We start from the raw sequence: 16,408 nt of genomic DNA on the forward strand, positions 1-16,408 counted from the left end.
ATAATTCATAATTGATAAATAATTAAGATGGATCTACTAAAAATAATGGTTGATCGAATTCTACAGGAGACATATCATCTACTAAAATCTTAACAATTTTACCTGAAACTTCAGATTCGATTTCGTTAAATAATTTCATTGCTTCAATTACGCAGAGTACGTCACCAGTTCCAATTGAAGTTCCTACTTCAATAAAAGAAGGTTTATCTGGAGATGGTTTTCTATAAAAAGTACCAATAATTGGAGATTTGATCGTGATGTATTTAGAATCTTCTGTTGGTGCTGCTGCTACTGGAGCCGCAACAACTGGCGCTGCCATTTGAGATGGTGCAGCTTGCATTGGCAACTGCTGTACATACGTACTTTCTGTTGTTCCACCGCCACCTTCAATAGTTGATCTAATGGTAATTTTCACATCATCCATTTCTAACTTTACCTCAGCAACTCCCGAATTTGCTACAAATTTAATTAGGCTTTGAATTTCTTTTAAATCCATAATGATTTCTTTTTAGTTTAATTTCTATTTTGTGTCGTATGCCCATTTTAAGTAAATAGATCCCCAAGTGAATCCACCACCAAATGCAGCAAAAATAACATTATCTCCTTTTTTAAATAAATGTTCGAAATCAGCCAAAACTAAAGGCAAAGTTGCCGATGTAGTATTACCGTATTTTTCGATATTCATTAAAACTTTTGAATCTTCTAAGTTCATTCGACTAGCAGTTGCATCAATGATGCGTTTATTAGCTTGATGTGGTACTAACCAATTTACGTCTTCATTGGTCAAATTATTTCTTTTCAAAATTAATTCGCTCGCGTCAGCCATATTTGTAACAGCAAATTTAAATACGGTTTTACCATCTTGCATAATGTTATGCTGATTGTTTTTAATCGTCTCTAAAGATGTTGGAACTAACGAGCCTCCTGCTGGAATTTTTAAGAAGTCTCTACCAACAGCATCGCTTCTTAAGTACTCATCTTGCAAACCTAAGCCTTCATAATTGGGTTCAAACAATGCCGCTCCTGCACCATCTCCAAAAATAATACAAGTAGAACGGTCGGTATAATCAACAATGGAAGACATTTTATCTGCTCCAATTACTAATATTTTTTTGTATCTCCCTGATTGAATGTAGGCTGCCGCTGTAGACATTCCGTATAAAAAACTAGAACAAGCAGCTTGTAAATCGTAAGCGAAAGCATTAGTTGCTCCAATTGCAGACGCCACGTAAACGCCTGTTGCAGCTACCGGCATATCTGCTGTCGCAGTAGCCATAATAACCATATCGATTTCTAGTGGATCGATGTTGCCTTTTCTCATTAAGTCTTCCGCAGCTTTTATAGCAAGGTATGAGGTCCCTTTATCGGCGTCCTTAAGAATTCTTCTTTCTTTAATTCCCGTACGAGAGGTAATCCACTCGTCATTGGTATCTACCATGGCTTCGAGAGCTTTGTTGGTAAGAACAAAGTCTGGAACATATGATCCAACAGCGGTTATTGCGGCTGTGATTGTGTTCATTATATTCTATTATTTCTCTTCAAATAAAGCGCTATTTGAAAAATTTTTCAAAGACTTGAAAATTACAAAAAAAAATCCAAACGTATTGTCAGCTATTTCCTTAAAAAAGGAAAGTTATACGAAACAAAAAAAACTCTCACATAGTGAGAGTTCTAATATCATTCGCTAAAATGTATTAAGCAACCGCTTGTGATTTATCAATCACAACTTGCCCTCTGTAGTACATTTTACCTTCATGCCAGTAAGCTCTATGGTATAAATGCGCTTCTCCAGTAATAGGACATGTAGCGATTTGAGCTACAGTAGCTTTATAATGTGTTCTTCTCTTATCTCTTCTTGTTTTCGAGATTTTTCTCTTTGGATGTGCCATTTTACTATATTATTTATCCGTTAATAGTTTCTTTAATTTGTCCCAACGTGGGTCAATATCTTCTTCGTTTGTACTCTCTTCTTTTTGTTCTTTTACTGTTAATTCAGCTAGCTTATCGAGTACGTCGCTTTGCAATGTACCATCTTTAATACCAGTATGAATTCGTTTCTGAGGAACCGACAATACAATCATTTCATAAATGTATTGCATAACATCCAGTTCAAATTCGCCATGAGGTAAAATCAACAACTCTTCGTTGTCATTATTTAACTCATCTCCAAAACGAACAATTAAGTTCATTTTTCCTTTAATGGGCAAATCAAAATCTTCTCCTGTTAGATCACAAGGCACATTTACAGTTCCCTTATGCTTAAAACTCAACTCTAACATAGAGCTCTTTTTATCAAAAACCAAACTAACCTTGACGTCTGCGTCTTGAAATTCGTTGAAATCAAAGCTCTCAAAGAACTTGTTATTTATCTGATACTCAAAATTGTGTTTTCCTAACTTTAATCCCGCGAACGGAATTAAAAATTCTTTTATCTTACTCATGCTAACATCAATTTGAACAATTTTGAACTTCTAAACGAAGGTCAGAATTGGGGTGCAAAGATATAAAATTATTGTAAAACAAATAATCTTATTCACCTTTTTTTGTTTATAACTGTTTTTCTTTTATTTTAAGAGGTTTTGCACTTATTTCGGCATACAGATTTCGCGAACGATAAATGTCAATTGCCAAATAAACTGCTTCCTTAAACGAACCAAAATCAGCCTCATCTTTTCCAGCAATATCGTAAGCTGTTCCGTGATCTGGCGATGTTCTAATCTTATCCAAACCGGCTGTATAATTCACTCCTTTACCGAAAGACAAAGTTTTAAAAGGAATCAATCCTTGGTCGTGATAGGTTGCGATAACTGCATCGTACTTATCGTACTGGTTACTTCCGAAAAAGCCATCTGCGGCAAATGGGCCAAAAACCAAAGTTCCTTTTTCGAACAACTTTTTAATAACTGGTTTTAAGATCTCATCGTCTTCTTTTCCAATCACTCCACCATCTCCACAATGCGGATTCAATCCTAAAACGGCAATTCTCGGTTTGTTTATACTAAAGTCTTGAATTAAAGACTTTCTAACAGTTTCTATTTTTTTCTTAATTAAATCCTCTGTTAAATGAGAAGCAACTTCACTTAATGGAATATGATCGGTCAATAGACCAACCCGCAAATTATCTTGTACCATCATCATTAACGCATTTCCTTCCAACTCCTGATCTAAATAATCAGTATGCCCAGGGAATTTAAAATCTTCTGATTGAATGTTGTACTTGTTTATCGGCGCGGTAACCAAAACATCAATCACGCCTTCTTTTAAGGCGGCTGTGGCAGCAACAAATGACTTGATTGCATATTCTCCAATCTTAGCATCATTTACGCCTGCATTTACATCAAGCCCTTCCTTCCATAAATTAAAAACGTTTACTTTTCCGGGAGTAATTTGATCCAATCGATCTATGCCGTGCATCAATACAGTCGACGTAAAATTTTTCTTTAAAAAAGAAAGAATTTTTACATTAGCAAAAATAACTGGCGTACACAATTCAAGCATTCTAGAATCTTCGAATGTTTTTAGAACAACTTCGCTTCCAATACCGTTTAAATCTCCAATTGAAATTCCGACGATTATATTTTCTGCACTTTTTATCATGACCTGAGGTTATTTATTACTAATTTTGATGTTGCAAATTTAGTAAAATAAAACAAGAAATGTTTACAGGAATCATAGAAACCCTTGGCACAATCAGCGAAATACAAAAAGAAAAAGGCAATCTTCACATTACAATAGGCTCTAGCATCACGACCGAACTTAAAATTGACCAAAGTGTTGCTCATAATGGCATATGTCTTACGGTAGTCGCGATTAAAGATTCACTATATACAGTTACTGCAATTGAAGAGACTATTAAAAAGACCAATATTGGTTCGTGGCAACAAGGAGACATTGTAAATTTGGAAAGAGCGATGAAGCTTGGAGATCGTTTAGATGGCCACATTGTACAAGGACACGTAGACCAAACAGGAACCTGCATAGCAATAGAAGAAGCCAACGGAAGCTGGAATTATACTTTTGAATACGACTCAACTTTAAGTAACCTCACTATCGAAAAAGGATCTATAACAGTAAATGGAGTAAGTTTAACGGTAGTAAATTCGAAAGAAAGTCAGTTTAGCGTATCGATAATTCCATATACTTACGAACATACTAATTTTAAGGATTTCAAATTAGGATCAGTTATTAATTTAGAATTTGATGTAATCGGAAAATACGTTTCGCGACTGTATAAGAAGTAAAAAAAAACTTTAAGACAAAAAAAAATCCAGTTTTAAACTGGATTTTTTTGTTTTTGATTGTATCTGTAAATCATGTAGGATCCGAAAATTAAAGCAAATACGAAAACTGCAATAATATAGTCGTCTATAGGAAGCCCCGGGAGAACTGGCGGCCCACCACCACCTGGCGGACCACCTGGCGGAGACGGCGGCACTTGCGCAAGAGTCATCGTAGTACTCAGTAAACACAAAAGGTTTGCTACATATCGATAAATATTTTTTTTCATAAGAAGCATTCCCTCTCTATTATTTGAATCATTCAAACGTGGCTTTTGAATGGTGTAAATATATAACAATTCATTTATATAAAAAAGCCTCTACATTGCTGTAAAGGCTTGATTTTACTAGTGGTCCCACCTGGGCTCGAACCAGGGACCACCTGATTATGAGTCAGGTGCTCTAACCAGCTGAGCTATAGGACCGGTTTTGAGAATGCAATATTACTACTATTTTTTATGTACTGCAACTATTTTTATCATTGATTTGTATCTCTATAAGAGATTTATACTCCATTAAATAAAATGTACTGACTGTCAAAGTACTAAATAGTAATTAAATTACTTTTTTTTAATTTATTTCTTCGCAAAGCTCGATTAAAACACCATTGGTGCTTTTGGGATGTAAAAAAACAATACGTTTATTATCAGCACCAAGTTTAGGTTGGTCATTTAAAACAACAAAACCTTCCTTCTGCAGCCGAACAGTTTCGGCTTCGATATCACTTACATCAAATGCAATGTGATGAATTCCTTCTCCCTTTTTTTCTAAAAATCTTGCAATCGGACTGTCAGGATTTGTAGCTGCTAAAAGTTCAATTTTATTCGGTCCACTCTTAAAAAAAGAAGTAAGTACACCTTCACTCTGCACTTCTTCGGATTTGTAAGGAGCAATACCCAGTAATTTTTCAAATAAAAGATTCGAAGTTTCTAGATCCTTTACCGCAATTCCAATATGTTCAATTTTATTAATCATTCTTTTACCTTTAAATTTACAAAAATCGTACTATAACTGATTAACATAAGTTCCAAAATAACCACATTCACGAATTACATCCTTGTAATATTGGGTGTCCGAGTAGTCGTTTTGCAGTGATTTAAATCCGCTCCAAGCTTTAAAATTTATTTCATCACCGTAAACATCCCAATAATCTTTATTGAGAGCGTAATACCTTTTATTATAAAAATCATTGCGCTCGCATTTGGCTAATAAGTACATGCATTTGGCTTTTTGTTCTTTTGTCGTAGCTGCTGCTAGCGCCATTTGATAGTACCTTTTTGAAACGGAACAATCGACAATCATCTTTTTCATCGGTTCTCTAAAATAAGTCGGATTAGAGCCATAACCGACTATACTTTTCTCGTAAAAAGTTCTCGCATTGCCAAAGTGAGATATATTATAAAACGCATTTCCTAATAATATGCTGTTGTTATACACATCTTCGTTTTGAATTACCTTAGTTTGCATCTCACTCAGCAAAGTAAGAAAATCAATTTCTGTAAACTTCCTTTTTTGATTCGCCGAATGGTCACAATCATGACAGTCTTTAATTGTACCGTTGAATGGGTTTCCTAAAAGTGTACTACTTCCTAAACTATCTCCTTCATTCATAAATGCAATCGCTTCTGGTATTTTATTTTGGAATGTTGCTTTTATTGCTTGAAAATTAGAAATATCGCTCACATCCAATGTATAAATAGCAGCGCCAATTTCTTCTATTTCTGTTTTGTTCTTTTTAGACAGAAAAGCTTTCATCGCTAACAAATCTTTCTCATTATCATAAAAAGCATTACCGGTATTTCCCCAATAATCATCTTGAGATTGACCAAAAATTTCTGCCATTACTTTATTTCCTTGATCTTTATAAAGCGCTGCTAAATACATTTTACTCCAACTTGAAGCATTTTGATATCTAAAAACACTTTCTTCATTTTCAGTTTTGGGCAATTCTTGGTACAACCAATTTAAATCTTTCAGAATTATTTTTTCGTTTTTAGCGTTCAACTTTTCAATTGCACTTAAATTATTCACAAATCGAAGCAATCGCAATTGGTTTGTAGCCAGCGCTGTTTCAGGAAGTTCTTTTGCCGCTTTAATAAAACTTTCGTTTGCCTTTTTATAATCGCCACTTAAAGTTTGCAAATAACCCGCCGCCATATTCCACATAAAAGGCTGGTTTGTTTTTCCAGACGATGCAATTTTTGTAACCAATGCCAAAGTTGTTTTGCTAATTTTAAGTTGTTCCTTTTTCTTATTGGCAGCAAGCGAATTGTCCTTAAAAGAATTGTCTGCTTTATTTTCCTGATTGTTTACCAATCGGGTCAATAAATAATTAAGATGCTCGCTTGAAGGTTGTAAATCAAAAATTTTAGAAATTGCCTCTTCCTCGTCGTTATAATATGCTCGAATCGCCCAAAGTGCTACTTGCTCGTCGGTGTTTTTGGCCATTTGCAACGATTGATTCCAGTCTGCATCTTCTTCTGGATGAAAACTATAAGCCGCTACAACTCTCATTTCGGGACATTTATCAAATACTCGACTGTACAAATAATTAGAAGTTGCATAATTGCCTTGCTTGTAATTGATACCCGCTAAATAACCAATTGCACGATAATACAAACTGTTTTTAGGAACCAAAGCCTCGGTTTTATTAAAAAATGTAATCGCATTTTCTTTAGAACTGCTATAAAAATAAGCCTTGATCGTTTGAAACCAATACCTGTTTTTAAGAAATTCATCTTTAGTGGTATTGTATTTATTCTCAATTTCTTTAATCAACTTTAAGTCATCAAAGCTTTTAGTAACGACAGGCTCATAACTCCATCTTTCGTCAGAAATTGAAGCCGTTTCAATTTGTTGTGCTAGGTATAAAAACGCTATAAATTCTTTAGTCTTTGTATCTTTTAAATCAATTTTAGAAGCATAGCCAACCGAAGATTCATTTTTGTTCTTCGTTTTATAAAAGGAGTACAATTCTTGAACCGCCATTTTTCGATCGCCATTTAATAAAAAAGCATTCACTTCCTCTGGCTTCATTTTTCCTTTTAAGAACGATTGCCAGTCAGATGTAATTTGATCGTTAAAACGTGAATTGTGTTCGGTATCAAATCCAATTCGGTAAAAAACATCTCCCGATAAGAATAAAGGCGCATATGATGGATCTACAAATGTCTCGGGCGTAAAATTAGAGTTAGTGCCAAAATAGTTCCAATCGCCATCTGCGCAAGCGTAAATTACACCACCTACAAAAAGTACGAGTACACTAAAAGCGAGTACTAACTTGTTTAAAAATACTTTTTTCATAATTCTTTAAATTCAATTCGTCTAAGTCGTAAAAAATAATTTCTTTAGGTTGTTGATTTAAATTTTCTTCCAAATCACTAGCCATTTCTTTTAAATCAGCCGCACTTATGGCTTCGATTTTTACAATATCTTCTTTTTGATAAAAAACTCCTTTTCGATAATTAGACTTGTTCACTCTAAAAGTTATTTCATCAATTTCAGTAAAATTTTTATCTGATTGCAAATCTTCGACCGTTAATTTACTTCTTAAACCCACAATAGCATTATCTCTAATATGAATTCCCCAAGCATAAATTGGTAACGCTATATTTAAAGGTAACGGATATTTTTTTAAACTAGATACATACCGCTTCGCAATTCCTCTATCATAGATTGAGTTCAACGATTCTACTGCAATAGTTCCCATATTATAATACATTAAAACACCCGAATCCACATTTGGAATTTTAGTTTTTTCGAAATACTTTACCTGATGCAATCGAATCGTTGCCGATAATTTTTTGTTCGAAATACGCTTGAAACTTTCTATAAACGCCAAATAATTAGACTTGCTTTTTAACGTCCAGTCACAATCAATTTGAATTTCATTACAAGAAAGTTTATTCTTTAGATTGATTAGTTCCACATAATCAAACGTTTTTTGTGCTAATTCCTCCACATTCAAATTATCCTGCAGCATGACATTGTTTTTAATGTAAATGACAGGAACAATGTTTTTAATTTGTGGTTTATGAAGGAAATGGATTGGACTTCTTGGAAATGCTTCTTTCGTTTTGATATCTAAATCAACATCAAAATAGCGAACGTACAACTTCTGAACGTTATTTTCATCTAGCGTTTCCTGTTCAAGCGGAGTCAATTGGTAATTGGTTTTCCAATAATAAAACGAGATTACGGGGCTCTCTTTTTTATCACAAGAAATAAGTATAAAAAATAAAAATATATATAGAAATTGCTTTTTCAAAAAAAATAGATTTAATACTAACAAAAGTAAGAAATCACTTGATGAGAAACCAATTATTCACGATTTTTAAAATGAACAAAAGACTTCTTATTTAATTCTATATTCCTTAATAAATCATTAAAAAATTTCAATTACAGTAAATATAATCGTTATTTTGTGCTACTAATTTTCAATAGAAATCATGTTGCAAAAATCTGCAAAATACATACTTTTTTTATCGGTCTTGTTTTTGGCAAGTTGTGCTAAACGCGGCAGCATTACTGGCGGATTAAAAGATACTTTAGCTCCTGTTTTAAAAAATAGCCTCCCAAAAAACTTTAGTACTCAATTTAAAGGAAACGAAATTAAGTTGACCTTTGATGAATACATTAAACTAAAAAACATAAACAAACAGCTGATTGTTTCGCCTCCTATGAAAAATGAGCCGATCATCACTCCAACTACTGCAAGCAAATATATTAGCATAAAAATTAAGGATACGTTACTGCCTAACACAACGTACAGCTTTAATTTTGGTCAAAGTATTGCTGATAATAATGAAGGAAATCCATACAATCAGTTCAAGTATGTTTTCTCTACGGGAGAATATATCGATTCGTTAGCGATCGGCGGAAGAATTAAAGATGCGTACGACAAAGAGGTTACTAATTTTGTTTCGATAATGTTGTATGAAGTGAACGAAAATTATACTGATTCTATCATTTATAAAGAAGCTCCGCGTTACATTACCAACACCTTAGACAGTTTAAAAACGTTTCGATTGGAAAATCTAAAAGCAGGTAAATATCTTTTGGTTGCTTTAAAGGATCGCAATAACAACAATAAATTCAATCCAAAAGAAGAAAAAATTGGCTTTATCAAACAGCCTATCACTATTCCGAATGATACTGTTTTTGAACTCGAACTATTTCAAGAAAAATTACCTTTAAAAGCATACAAACCAGTACAGGTTTCAGGAAACAGAATTTTAGTTGGTTATGATGGCACCCAAGATTTTAAAAAGAATCGACCAAAAATTGTATTAAAAAACAACGACGAAATACTAGAGACAATTGTAACGCAGTTTCCTAAAAAAGATTCTTTGCAAGTTTGGTACAAGTCTGTAAAAGCAGATTCGCTGCAAATGGAAATTAGCACTGCAGAATATCAGAAAAATTATTCGTTTAAAATTAAAAATCAGAAAAAAGATTCATTAAACGTTCGAGCACTACAAAGTGGTGGACTGAATTTTAGAGACCGTTTTACATTAGAAAGCGAAACGCCTTTGGTGAAATTTGATTCTACTAAAATTAAAATCATCAATAAAGATTCTGTTTCTGTTAAATACACTACAGAATACGATGCTTTTAATCAGCGTTTGTATTTTGATTTTAAGAAAGAACCTTTAGAAAAGTATTCGGTTACACTTTTACCGAATGCACTAACTGATTTTTATGAAAAACAAAACGATACTTTATTGTATCAGTTGACTACAAAAGAATTGGCTGACTACAGTAATTTGACAGTTACGCTGCAAAATGTAAAACGTTTTCCCCTTATTATTGAACTAACGAATGCAAAAGGAGATGTTATTGCCTCCGAATATTCTGAAGGAAAAACCTCTATTGAATTCGGCTTATTGCAGCCTGACCTTTTATGGCTTCGAGCGATCTACGACGACAACAAGAATGGCGTTTGGGATTCAGGAAATTTCATGGAAAAGCGTCAAGCCGAAGAAGTCATTTATTCTTCTAAAGGTTTAGAAAGCATACGAGCAAACTGGGATCCGATAGAAAATTTTGACCTAAGCATGCCTTATGTTCCAGAGACAAAAAAGAAAGTAGAAAAGAAAAAAGAAGATCCAGCAAAGAAAAAGAAACGTAGTAGCCGCAGCAGTATTTTTTAAATCTAATACCGAATCGTAAATTCATCTTGGTCTTCTAAAAATGCCACCTTTTTGCGTGTTTTTACCAGTTCCGTTTTATCAATATTCACAATAAAAATACCTTCGTTTTCTTGTGGAGATAAAATGGAATTGCCTAAATAATCATTGACTTGTGAGTGACCAACATGTTCAAAATTATGCGCATCTATCCCCACCCGATTTACACCTATTGAGTAACAAACGTTTTCGATAGCGCGCGCTTTTAACAAAGCATTCCACGCTTGAGTTCTTATTTTTGGCCAATTGGCAACGTAAATCAAAACATCGTAGTTTTCAGTATTTCTAGAAAAAACAGGAAAACGCAAATCATAACAAATTAACGGACAAATTTTAAAGCCCAAATAATCTACTATTAATTTAGACGTTCCTTTGGTATAACACTGATCTTCATTTGCCAACGTAAATAAGTGTCGCTTGTCGTAAAACTGAACTTCACCAGAGGGAAACACAAAGACCAAACGGTTGTAAAAGTTCCCGTTGTCTGTGATAATTAGACTTCCTGTTAGTGCAAGATTTCGATGTTTTGCCAAATTCTTCATCCAACTTATTGTTTCTCCTCGCATGGTTTCTGCTTGAGATGTTGCATGCATCGAAAAACCAGTAGTAAACATCTCGGGCAAAATGATCAACTGAACTTCCTCAACAATTGAATTGATTTTTGCCTCGAAACTAGTTCGATTTTTTTCTACATTTTCCCAAACCAAGTCCGATTGAATTAAGGCGATTTTCATACGCGTATTTTTTAACCTAAAGATAAAAACTAAAAGACAGCTCCAATTAAAATGATTATACTTTATTTTGCGAAAAATATGCAATATCTGCGAAAAATACGCAATTTGTAAATAAAATTTCTATATTTGAAATTCTGTTGAACCACTTTTCTAAGCACTTGTATTTGCTTTTTGAAATGCAGAAGCTATTAACCTAAATCCAAAAATCACCTCAAAATCATGAGTATTTTAATTCTTACCGCATGTATTGTTTTTTTAATTCTGCAAATAACGTGGTTTAAAATTAATCCTTTCCTTGCCTTTGTTTTTACCTCCTTACTAGCTGGTTTCTGTTTAGGGCTACCTATTGATAGTTTGGCACCATCCATCGAAAAAGGTCTGGGCGAAATGTTAGGTGCTGTCGCACTGATTATTATATTTGGAACTTGCATTGGTAAACTAACTGTAACTTCGGGTGCAGCAACTAGTATTGCACAAACTGTAATGCAATTTACCGGTGAAAAATACATTCGCTTAGGTTTAATGATTACAGGCTTTATTGTTGGCATTCCACTTTTTTACAGCGTGGGTTTTGTTTTATTAGTTCCGCTTATTTTTTCCGTCGCACATCAATTTAAATTACCAAAAGTATATTTAGGAATTCCGATGCTAGCCTCTCTTTCTGTAGCTCACGGCTTCTTGCCTCCTCACCCGTCCCCAATGGCGTTGAGTCAAGTACTTAATGCAGATCTTGGGCTAGTTTTGGTTTACGGTATCATCATTGCAATTCCAACTATTTTAATCGCGGGCTTGTATTTTTCTAATTTTCTTAAAAACATAAAAAGTGAACCAACCGACGGGATTTTAAAAATCGACGAACTAAAATTACCTGCCAAACTTCCTGGATTTGGTATCAGTTTATTTTCGTCTCTTTTTCCTGTTTTTGGTTTAACACTTACCACACTCTTACCTTTAGTTTTCAAGAATGAACAACTTGAACTAATCTGTAAAACAATTGGTCAGCCAACCATAATAATGTTAATATCTGTTATCCTTTGTACCTATACATTGGGTTTACGAGTGGGACGTTCTATAAAATCAATAATGGACGATTATAGCGAGGCGATAAAAGATGTTGCACTAATTATCTTTATTTTAGGTGGCGCAGGTTGTTTAAAAGAAATTATGGTTGCAAGCGGAGTGGATCAATCTATTGTAGCATTGCTAAACCAAGTAAATATTCATCCCTATTTATTAGCATGGATGATGGCAGCGATTCTTCGCATTTGCGTAGGTTCTGCTACTGCTGCGGGTTTAATGACGGCCAGCGTTTTACTGCCTTTATTACAACTGAGCGGCTTAGACTCTAATTTGTTAGTATTGTCCATCGGTGCAGGAAGCTTAATGTGTTCGCATGTTAACGATCCTGGTTTTTGGATGTTCAAAGAATATTTTAATATCAGCCTAAAAGACACTTTTAAATCATGGACCGTAATGGAATCTTTGGTGTCTGTTTTAGGAATTGTTTTCGTTTTTATATTAAACTCACTTATACATTAAATCATGAATTCTGCACAAGAAAAATTTGAATCATTAGGATTGTCATTGCCACCAGCACCACAACCATTAGGAATTTATAAACCATTTTTAGTTGATGGGAAGTACTTATATCTATCTGGACATGGTCCGGTACAAGATGATAAGTCTTTAATTATCGGAAGAATTGGCGATGATATGGATATCGAACAAGGGAAATTAGCGGCAAGACAAGTGGGCTTGACCATGTTATCGACCATTGTGAGCAACTTTGGAAGTTTAGACAAAATAAAAAGAGTCGTTAAAGTACTCGGAATGGTGAATTGCAACAGTTCTTTTGAGCGCCATCCGTATGTGATTAATGGTTGCAGCGAGTTATTTGCTGAAATATGGGGACAAGAAAATGGAATCGGGGTTAGAAGTGCTGTCGGAATGGGTTCATTGCCCGATAATATTCCAGTTGAAGTAGAAGCTTTATTCGAATTATATTAAAAATCTCTTTTTAATCATTTTATCTAATTTAGAAATAAGAAAAAGATGCAAAATAATTGGTGGGAAATAAATCGCGACACACAAATAGACACGCCTTTCTTGGCTGTCTACGAAGATCGCATGCAATCGAATATAAACAGTCTGATTGCAGCGGTTCAAGGTGATCTTTCGAAACTAAGACCGCATATAAAAACGCATAAAATTGGTGAAGTTTTAGAATTGTTCAAGAAAAACAACATAGACAAGATAAAGTGCGCTACGATTGCTGAAGCAGAATTGGCGGCAATGTATCAAGTTTCTGATATTTTATTAGCGTATCAACCTATCGGATTAAAAAAGCAGCGATGGATAACGCTTATCGAGAAATATCGTGATGCCAGATTTTCGACCATTGTTGACAATTTAGAATCTGCCAAAGAACTGAATAGTATTGCTAAAAAAAATAACCTTCAACTGACCGTTTATTTAGATTTGAATACTGGAATGAATCGAACGGGAGTTGCACTTTCTGAAGATTGGATTTCCCTTGCTAGATCAATTATGAAATTGAAGCATTTACACTTCGTCGGATTTCATATTTATGACGGTCACGTAAAGGGAGCAATTGAAAATCGTACTGTCGAAGTTGCCGAATCTTTTCAAAACATAATCGCGAATATTAATAAATTGCAAGAAGAGACCAATCAAAAATTTTTGGTTGTTGCCGGTGGCTCTAATACTTTTCCGTTTTATGCGACGCAAGAAAATGTAGAATGCAGTCCCGGAACTTTTATTTTCTGGGATGTAAATTATTCGACTAATTTACCCGAACAAGATTTTAAAACCGCAGCTGTACTTGTAGGTACTATAATTTCTCAACCTACTCCAACTACGCTTTGCATTGATATTGGCTACAAATCTGTTGCATCAGAAAACACTTTAGACAAACGATTGGTTATTTTAAATGATGAAAATTTAATTCCAATTTCACATTCCGAAGAGCATTTGGTTTTAGAGAATCACGGTAATTATAACTACAAAGTAGGCAATACCATTTATGCGCTGCCGTATCACGTGTGCCCTACTTGCAATTTATATGAGACGGTTCAAGTTGTAAATAACCAGAAAGACATCTACACGAATTGGAAAGTTCTTGCCCGAAATAAAAAAATAAGTATCTAATAAGTAATACCAAAAATGTATGTTTATAATTGATGCCCATCTGGACCTTAGCATGAATGCGATGGAATGGAATAGAGATTTAAGAAATGAAGTTCCTGTTCTACGAAATTTAGAGAAAGGAATGACCGATAAACCAGATCGCGAACGCGCGACTGTTTCTTTACCTGATCTACGAAGAGGAAATATTGGAATTGTTGTAGCTACGCAAATTGCGCGCTTTGTAAAACCCGAGAGTAAAATACCTGGTTGGAATTCTCCTGAGCAAGCTTGGGCGCAAACGCAAGGACAATTGCAATGGTACAAAGCGATGGAAGAAGCGGGAGAAATGACTGCTATCACTGATAAAAAATCGCTCCAAAAGCAATTGGATTTGTGGAATGACGGAACTGCTAATGAGAAAAAGCCAATCGGTTATATTTTGAGTTTAGAAGGAGCCGATTCTATAGTTGATCTTTCTTATCTCGAAAAAGCATACAATTATGGACTTCGTGCTATCGGTCCCGCACATTACGGACCAGGTAGATATGCCAATGGAACCGATGCGACTGGAAAAATGAATCAAAACGGTTTAGATTTACTAACAGAGATGCAACGCTTGAATATTATTCTCGATGCGACTCATCTATGCGATGATGCATTTTGGCAAGCGCTAGATCATTTTAATGGACCAATTTGGGCGAGTCATAATATGTGTAGAAGTTTAGTTAATCATAACCGACAGTACAGTGATGAGCAACTTAAAGCATTGGTAGAAAGAGGCGCCGTAATTGGTGGCGCATTAGATGCTTGGATGTTAGTACCGAATTGGGTACGTGGCGTTTCGACTCCAACTACCACAAATTGCAACTTAGAAACGGTTTTTAAGCACATGGATCATATTTGCCAATTGGCTGGAAATGCTAATCACGTTGGAATTGGGTCAGATTTGGATGGTGCTTTTGGAACCGAGCAATGCCCATCTGACTTAGACACAATTGCTGACCTTCAAAAATTAGTAACCATTTTTAGAACTCAAGGATACGCTGAAGATGATTTAAATAAAATTTTCCATCAAAACTGGATTAACTTTTTAATGAAAAACTGGGATTAAAGAAATTTTAACGTGGGAACTTTTAGTTTGTATCGCTTTAATTTCTCGTGGTTGGCTTCTACATCAGTGATAATGTAATCGACCTCTGATAATTTAGCAATTCTCATTTTCTGAACGGTGTCTAACTTTTCAGAAATAGTTAATATAGCTGATTTTTGAGAGGCTTTTATCATAGCTTTTTTAACCTGAACAGTATCCCAGTCAGAATCTGAGAATCCGCCTTTAACGTCTAGAGCATTCGTGCCAAGTATTAGTAGATCAGCACTAATTGTACTTAATTGGTTGTACACATCACCGCTTACGCACATCTGACTGTAAGGAGAAATACTACCGCCAATCATGATTACCTTGACATTGGGTTTGTCTAAAAGTTCTACAGCAGAGAGAGCCGTCACTGTAAAAACAGTCAAGTTCATATCATTTGGAATCATTCGTATAAATTCACGAATTGTGGTACCGCCACCTAATAATAAAACCATTCCATCATGAAGTAAGGTAACCGTTTTTTGAGCTATAATTTGTTTTGCTTCGCTAGCATACGTTTGAGAAGAAGATGAATGATGATAGGCCTTAGTCATAGCACCGCCTTTCACTTTGATCAACATCGACTCGACTTCTAATTCATTAATGTCACGTCTAACAGTGTCTTCTGACACAGACAATTGATCTGACAGTGTAGCAAAGTTTACACGCGTATGCAAATTGATTTCTTTAAGAATATGATTTTTTCGTTCTTCTTTAGAGAAATTTACGATTTCGTTAGCATCCATTTAAAATAATTAGGTAAAACAAAAGTAATTAATAATTGCAATAATATTGCTAAATTTCTTGCAAGCAGCAAATAGAGTTACAAAGCAAGTACTGCTATATTAAAATAAAGGCTTAAAATGCAAAAAAATTGCACTCCACAACATTAAATATATAAATTCAATTCATTCTCAACATCCAATC

General features: G+C 34.6%; 17 protein-coding genes and 1 tRNA gene. 6 read left to right on the forward strand and 12 right to left on the reverse strand.

The features are described from left to right. Nucleotides 1-22: 22 nt before the first annotated feature. The 5 genes from accB to pdxA all read right to left on the reverse strand — a co-directional run bounded on the left by accB (nucleotide 23) and on the right by pdxA (nucleotide 3,597). On the reverse strand, nucleotides 23-496 hold the full coding sequence (gene accB, locus ACRASX_RS03865) for an acetyl-CoA carboxylase biotin carboxyl carrier protein (protein ID WP_066311493.1): 474 nt from the start codon (nucleotides 494-496) through the stop codon (nucleotides 23-25). A 24-nt stretch (nucleotides 497-520) separates the two neighbouring features. Continuing rightward, nucleotides 521-1,519 carry a beta-ketoacyl-ACP synthase III gene (locus ACRASX_RS03870; protein ID WP_066311495.1) on the reverse strand — a complete coding sequence of 333 codons (999 nt, stop codon included), beginning with the start codon at nucleotides 1,517-1,519 and terminating at the stop codon, nucleotides 521-523. A 175-nt stretch (nucleotides 1,520-1,694) separates the two neighbouring features. Continuing rightward, nucleotides 1,695-1,889 carry a 50S ribosomal protein L32 gene (gene rpmF / locus ACRASX_RS03875; protein WP_066311504.1) on the reverse strand — a complete coding sequence of 65 codons (195 nt, stop codon included), beginning with the start codon at nucleotides 1,887-1,889 and terminating at the stop codon, nucleotides 1,695-1,697. A gap of 9 nt (nucleotides 1,890-1,898) precedes the next feature. Beyond that, on the reverse strand, nucleotides 1,899-2,441 hold the full coding sequence (locus tag ACRASX_RS03880) for a YceD family protein (protein WP_432222475.1): 543 nt from the start codon (nucleotides 2,439-2,441) through the stop codon (nucleotides 1,899-1,901). A 106-nt stretch (nucleotides 2,442-2,547) separates the two neighbouring features. Further along, complete coding sequence (gene pdxA, locus ACRASX_RS03885) at nucleotides 2,548-3,597, reverse strand: 4-hydroxythreonine-4-phosphate dehydrogenase PdxA (RefSeq protein ID WP_432222476.1); 1,050 nt, start codon at nucleotides 3,595-3,597, stop codon at nucleotides 2,548-2,550. 59 nt (nucleotides 3,598-3,656) lie between these two features. Between pdxA and ACRASX_RS03890 the strand changes: the two genes are divergently transcribed. Further along, entirely contained in the window at nucleotides 3,657-4,241 is a 585-nt protein-coding gene (locus ACRASX_RS03890) for a riboflavin synthase (RefSeq protein WP_432222477.1), read from the forward strand. Nucleotides 4,242-4,273: 32 nt separating this feature from the next. Here the strand turns inward: ACRASX_RS03890 and ACRASX_RS03895 are convergent, their stop codons facing one another. The 5 genes from ACRASX_RS03895 to ACRASX_RS03915 all read right to left on the reverse strand — a co-directional run bounded on the left by ACRASX_RS03895 (nucleotide 4,274) and on the right by ACRASX_RS03915 (nucleotide 8,544). Beyond that, complete coding sequence (locus ACRASX_RS03895; protein ID WP_432222478.1) at nucleotides 4,274-4,576, reverse strand: hypothetical protein; 303 nt, start codon at nucleotides 4,574-4,576, stop codon at nucleotides 4,274-4,276. 52 nt (nucleotides 4,577-4,628) lie between these two features. Then, nucleotides 4,629-4,702: transfer RNA gene (locus ACRASX_RS03900), tRNA-Ile, on the reverse strand. 145 nt (nucleotides 4,703-4,847) lie between these two features. After that, entirely contained in the window at nucleotides 4,848-5,249 is a 402-nt protein-coding gene (gene mce, locus ACRASX_RS03905; protein ID WP_432223064.1) for a methylmalonyl-CoA epimerase, read from the reverse strand. 33 nt (nucleotides 5,250-5,282) lie between these two features. Next, nucleotides 5,283-7,580 carry a hypothetical protein gene (locus ACRASX_RS03910; RefSeq protein WP_432222479.1) on the reverse strand — a complete coding sequence of 766 codons (2,298 nt, stop codon included), beginning with the start codon at nucleotides 7,578-7,580 and terminating at the stop codon, nucleotides 5,283-5,285. Next, on the reverse strand, nucleotides 7,540-8,544 hold the full coding sequence (locus ACRASX_RS03915; RefSeq protein ID WP_432222480.1) for a hypothetical protein: 1,005 nt from the start codon (nucleotides 8,542-8,544) through the stop codon (nucleotides 7,540-7,542). The genes ACRASX_RS03910 and ACRASX_RS03915 overlap by 41 nt, the downstream gene beginning before the upstream one ends. 181 nt (nucleotides 8,545-8,725) lie before the next feature. On the opposite strand from ACRASX_RS03915, the gene ACRASX_RS03920 reads away from it, so the two are divergent. Further along, on the forward strand, nucleotides 8,726-10,429 hold the full coding sequence (locus ACRASX_RS03920; RefSeq protein WP_432222481.1) for an Ig-like domain-containing protein: 1,704 nt from the start codon (nucleotides 8,726-8,728) through the stop codon (nucleotides 10,427-10,429). Between the two features lie 2 nt (nucleotides 10,430-10,431). On the opposite strand, the gene ACRASX_RS03925 is transcribed toward ACRASX_RS03920, so the two are convergent. Next, nucleotides 10,432-11,199 carry a nitrilase family protein gene (locus ACRASX_RS03925; RefSeq protein WP_432222482.1) on the reverse strand — a complete coding sequence of 256 codons (768 nt, stop codon included), beginning with the start codon at nucleotides 11,197-11,199 and terminating at the stop codon, nucleotides 10,432-10,434. A 219-nt stretch (nucleotides 11,200-11,418) separates the two neighbouring features. On the opposite strand from ACRASX_RS03925, the gene ACRASX_RS03930 reads away from it, so the two are divergent. Genes ACRASX_RS03930 through ACRASX_RS03945 form a run of 4 tightly spaced genes read left to right on the forward strand, consistent with a single transcriptional unit; the run spans nucleotide 11,419 to nucleotide 15,457 of the window. Then, nucleotides 11,419-12,738: a GntP family permease gene (locus ACRASX_RS03930; RefSeq protein WP_432222483.1), complete on the forward strand. Its 1,320-nt coding sequence runs from the start codon at nucleotides 11,419-11,421 to the stop codon at nucleotides 12,736-12,738. A gap of 3 nt (nucleotides 12,739-12,741) precedes the next feature. After that, nucleotides 12,742-13,206: a RidA family protein gene (locus ACRASX_RS03935; protein WP_066311545.1), complete on the forward strand. Its 465-nt coding sequence runs from the start codon at nucleotides 12,742-12,744 to the stop codon at nucleotides 13,204-13,206. A 45-nt stretch (nucleotides 13,207-13,251) separates the two neighbouring features. Next, entirely contained in the window at nucleotides 13,252-14,367 is a 1,116-nt protein-coding gene (locus ACRASX_RS03940) for a D-TA family PLP-dependent enzyme (RefSeq protein WP_432222484.1), read from the forward strand. 19 nt (nucleotides 14,368-14,386) lie between these two features. Next, nucleotides 14,387-15,457: a dipeptidase gene (locus ACRASX_RS03945; RefSeq protein ID WP_432222485.1), complete on the forward strand. Its 1,071-nt coding sequence runs from the start codon at nucleotides 14,387-14,389 to the stop codon at nucleotides 15,455-15,457. On the opposite strand, the gene ACRASX_RS03950 is transcribed toward ACRASX_RS03945, so the two are convergent. Further along, a complete protein-coding gene (locus ACRASX_RS03950; RefSeq protein ID WP_432222486.1) occupies nucleotides 15,454-16,227 on the reverse strand; it encodes a DeoR/GlpR family DNA-binding transcription regulator in 774 nt (257 codons plus the stop codon). The two genes, ACRASX_RS03945 and ACRASX_RS03950, sit on opposite strands and share 4 nt — an antisense overlap. Between the last annotated feature and the right edge of the window lie 181 nt (nucleotides 16,228-16,408).

It is taken from the genome of Flavobacterium sp. TMP13 (genome assembly GCF_050847115.1).
Taxonomy (GTDB): Bacteria; Bacteroidota; Bacteroidia; order Flavobacteriales; family Flavobacteriaceae; genus Flavobacterium.

Coding starts and splice junctions, on each gene's coding strand:
- ACRASX_RS03945 (WP_432222485.1), top strand. CDS start 14,387: ATGTTTATAATTGATGCCCATCTGGACCTTAGCATGAATGCGATGGAA.
- ACRASX_RS03870 (WP_066311495.1), bottom strand. CDS start 1,519: ATGAACACAATCACAGCCGCAATAACCGCTGTTGGATCATATGTTCCA.
- pdxA (WP_432222476.1), bottom strand. CDS start 3,597: ATGATAAAAAGTGCAGAAAATATAATCGTCGGAATTTCAATTGGAGAT.
- ACRASX_RS03930 (WP_432222483.1), top strand. CDS start 11,419: ATGAGTATTTTAATTCTTACCGCATGTATTGTTTTTTTAATTCTGCAA.
- ACRASX_RS03880 (WP_432222475.1), bottom strand. CDS start 2,441: ATGAGTAAGATAAAAGAATTTTTAATTCCGTTCGCGGGATTAAAGTTA.
- ACRASX_RS03890 (WP_432222477.1), top strand. CDS start 3,657: ATGTTTACAGGAATCATAGAAACCCTTGGCACAATCAGCGAAATACAA.
- ACRASX_RS03935 (WP_066311545.1), top strand. CDS start 12,742: ATGAATTCTGCACAAGAAAAATTTGAATCATTAGGATTGTCATTGCCA.
- ACRASX_RS03920 (WP_432222481.1), top strand. CDS start 8,726: ATGTTGCAAAAATCTGCAAAATACATACTTTTTTTATCGGTCTTGTTT.
- rpmF (WP_066311504.1), bottom strand. CDS start 1,889: ATGGCACATCCAAAGAGAAAAATCTCGAAAACAAGAAGAGATAAGAGA.
- ACRASX_RS03910 (WP_432222479.1), bottom strand. CDS start 7,580: ATGAAAAAAGTATTTTTAAACAAGTTAGTACTCGCTTTTAGTGTACTC.
- ACRASX_RS03925 (WP_432222482.1), bottom strand. CDS start 11,199: ATGAAAATCGCCTTAATTCAATCGGACTTGGTTTGGGAAAATGTAGAA.
- accB (WP_066311493.1), bottom strand. CDS start 496: ATGGATTTAAAAGAAATTCAAAGCCTAATTAAATTTGTAGCAAATTCG.
- ACRASX_RS03950 (WP_432222486.1), bottom strand. CDS start 16,227: ATGGATGCTAACGAAATCGTAAATTTCTCTAAAGAAGAACGAAAAAAT.
- ACRASX_RS03940 (WP_432222484.1), top strand. CDS start 13,252: ATGCAAAATAATTGGTGGGAAATAAATCGCGACACACAAATAGACACG.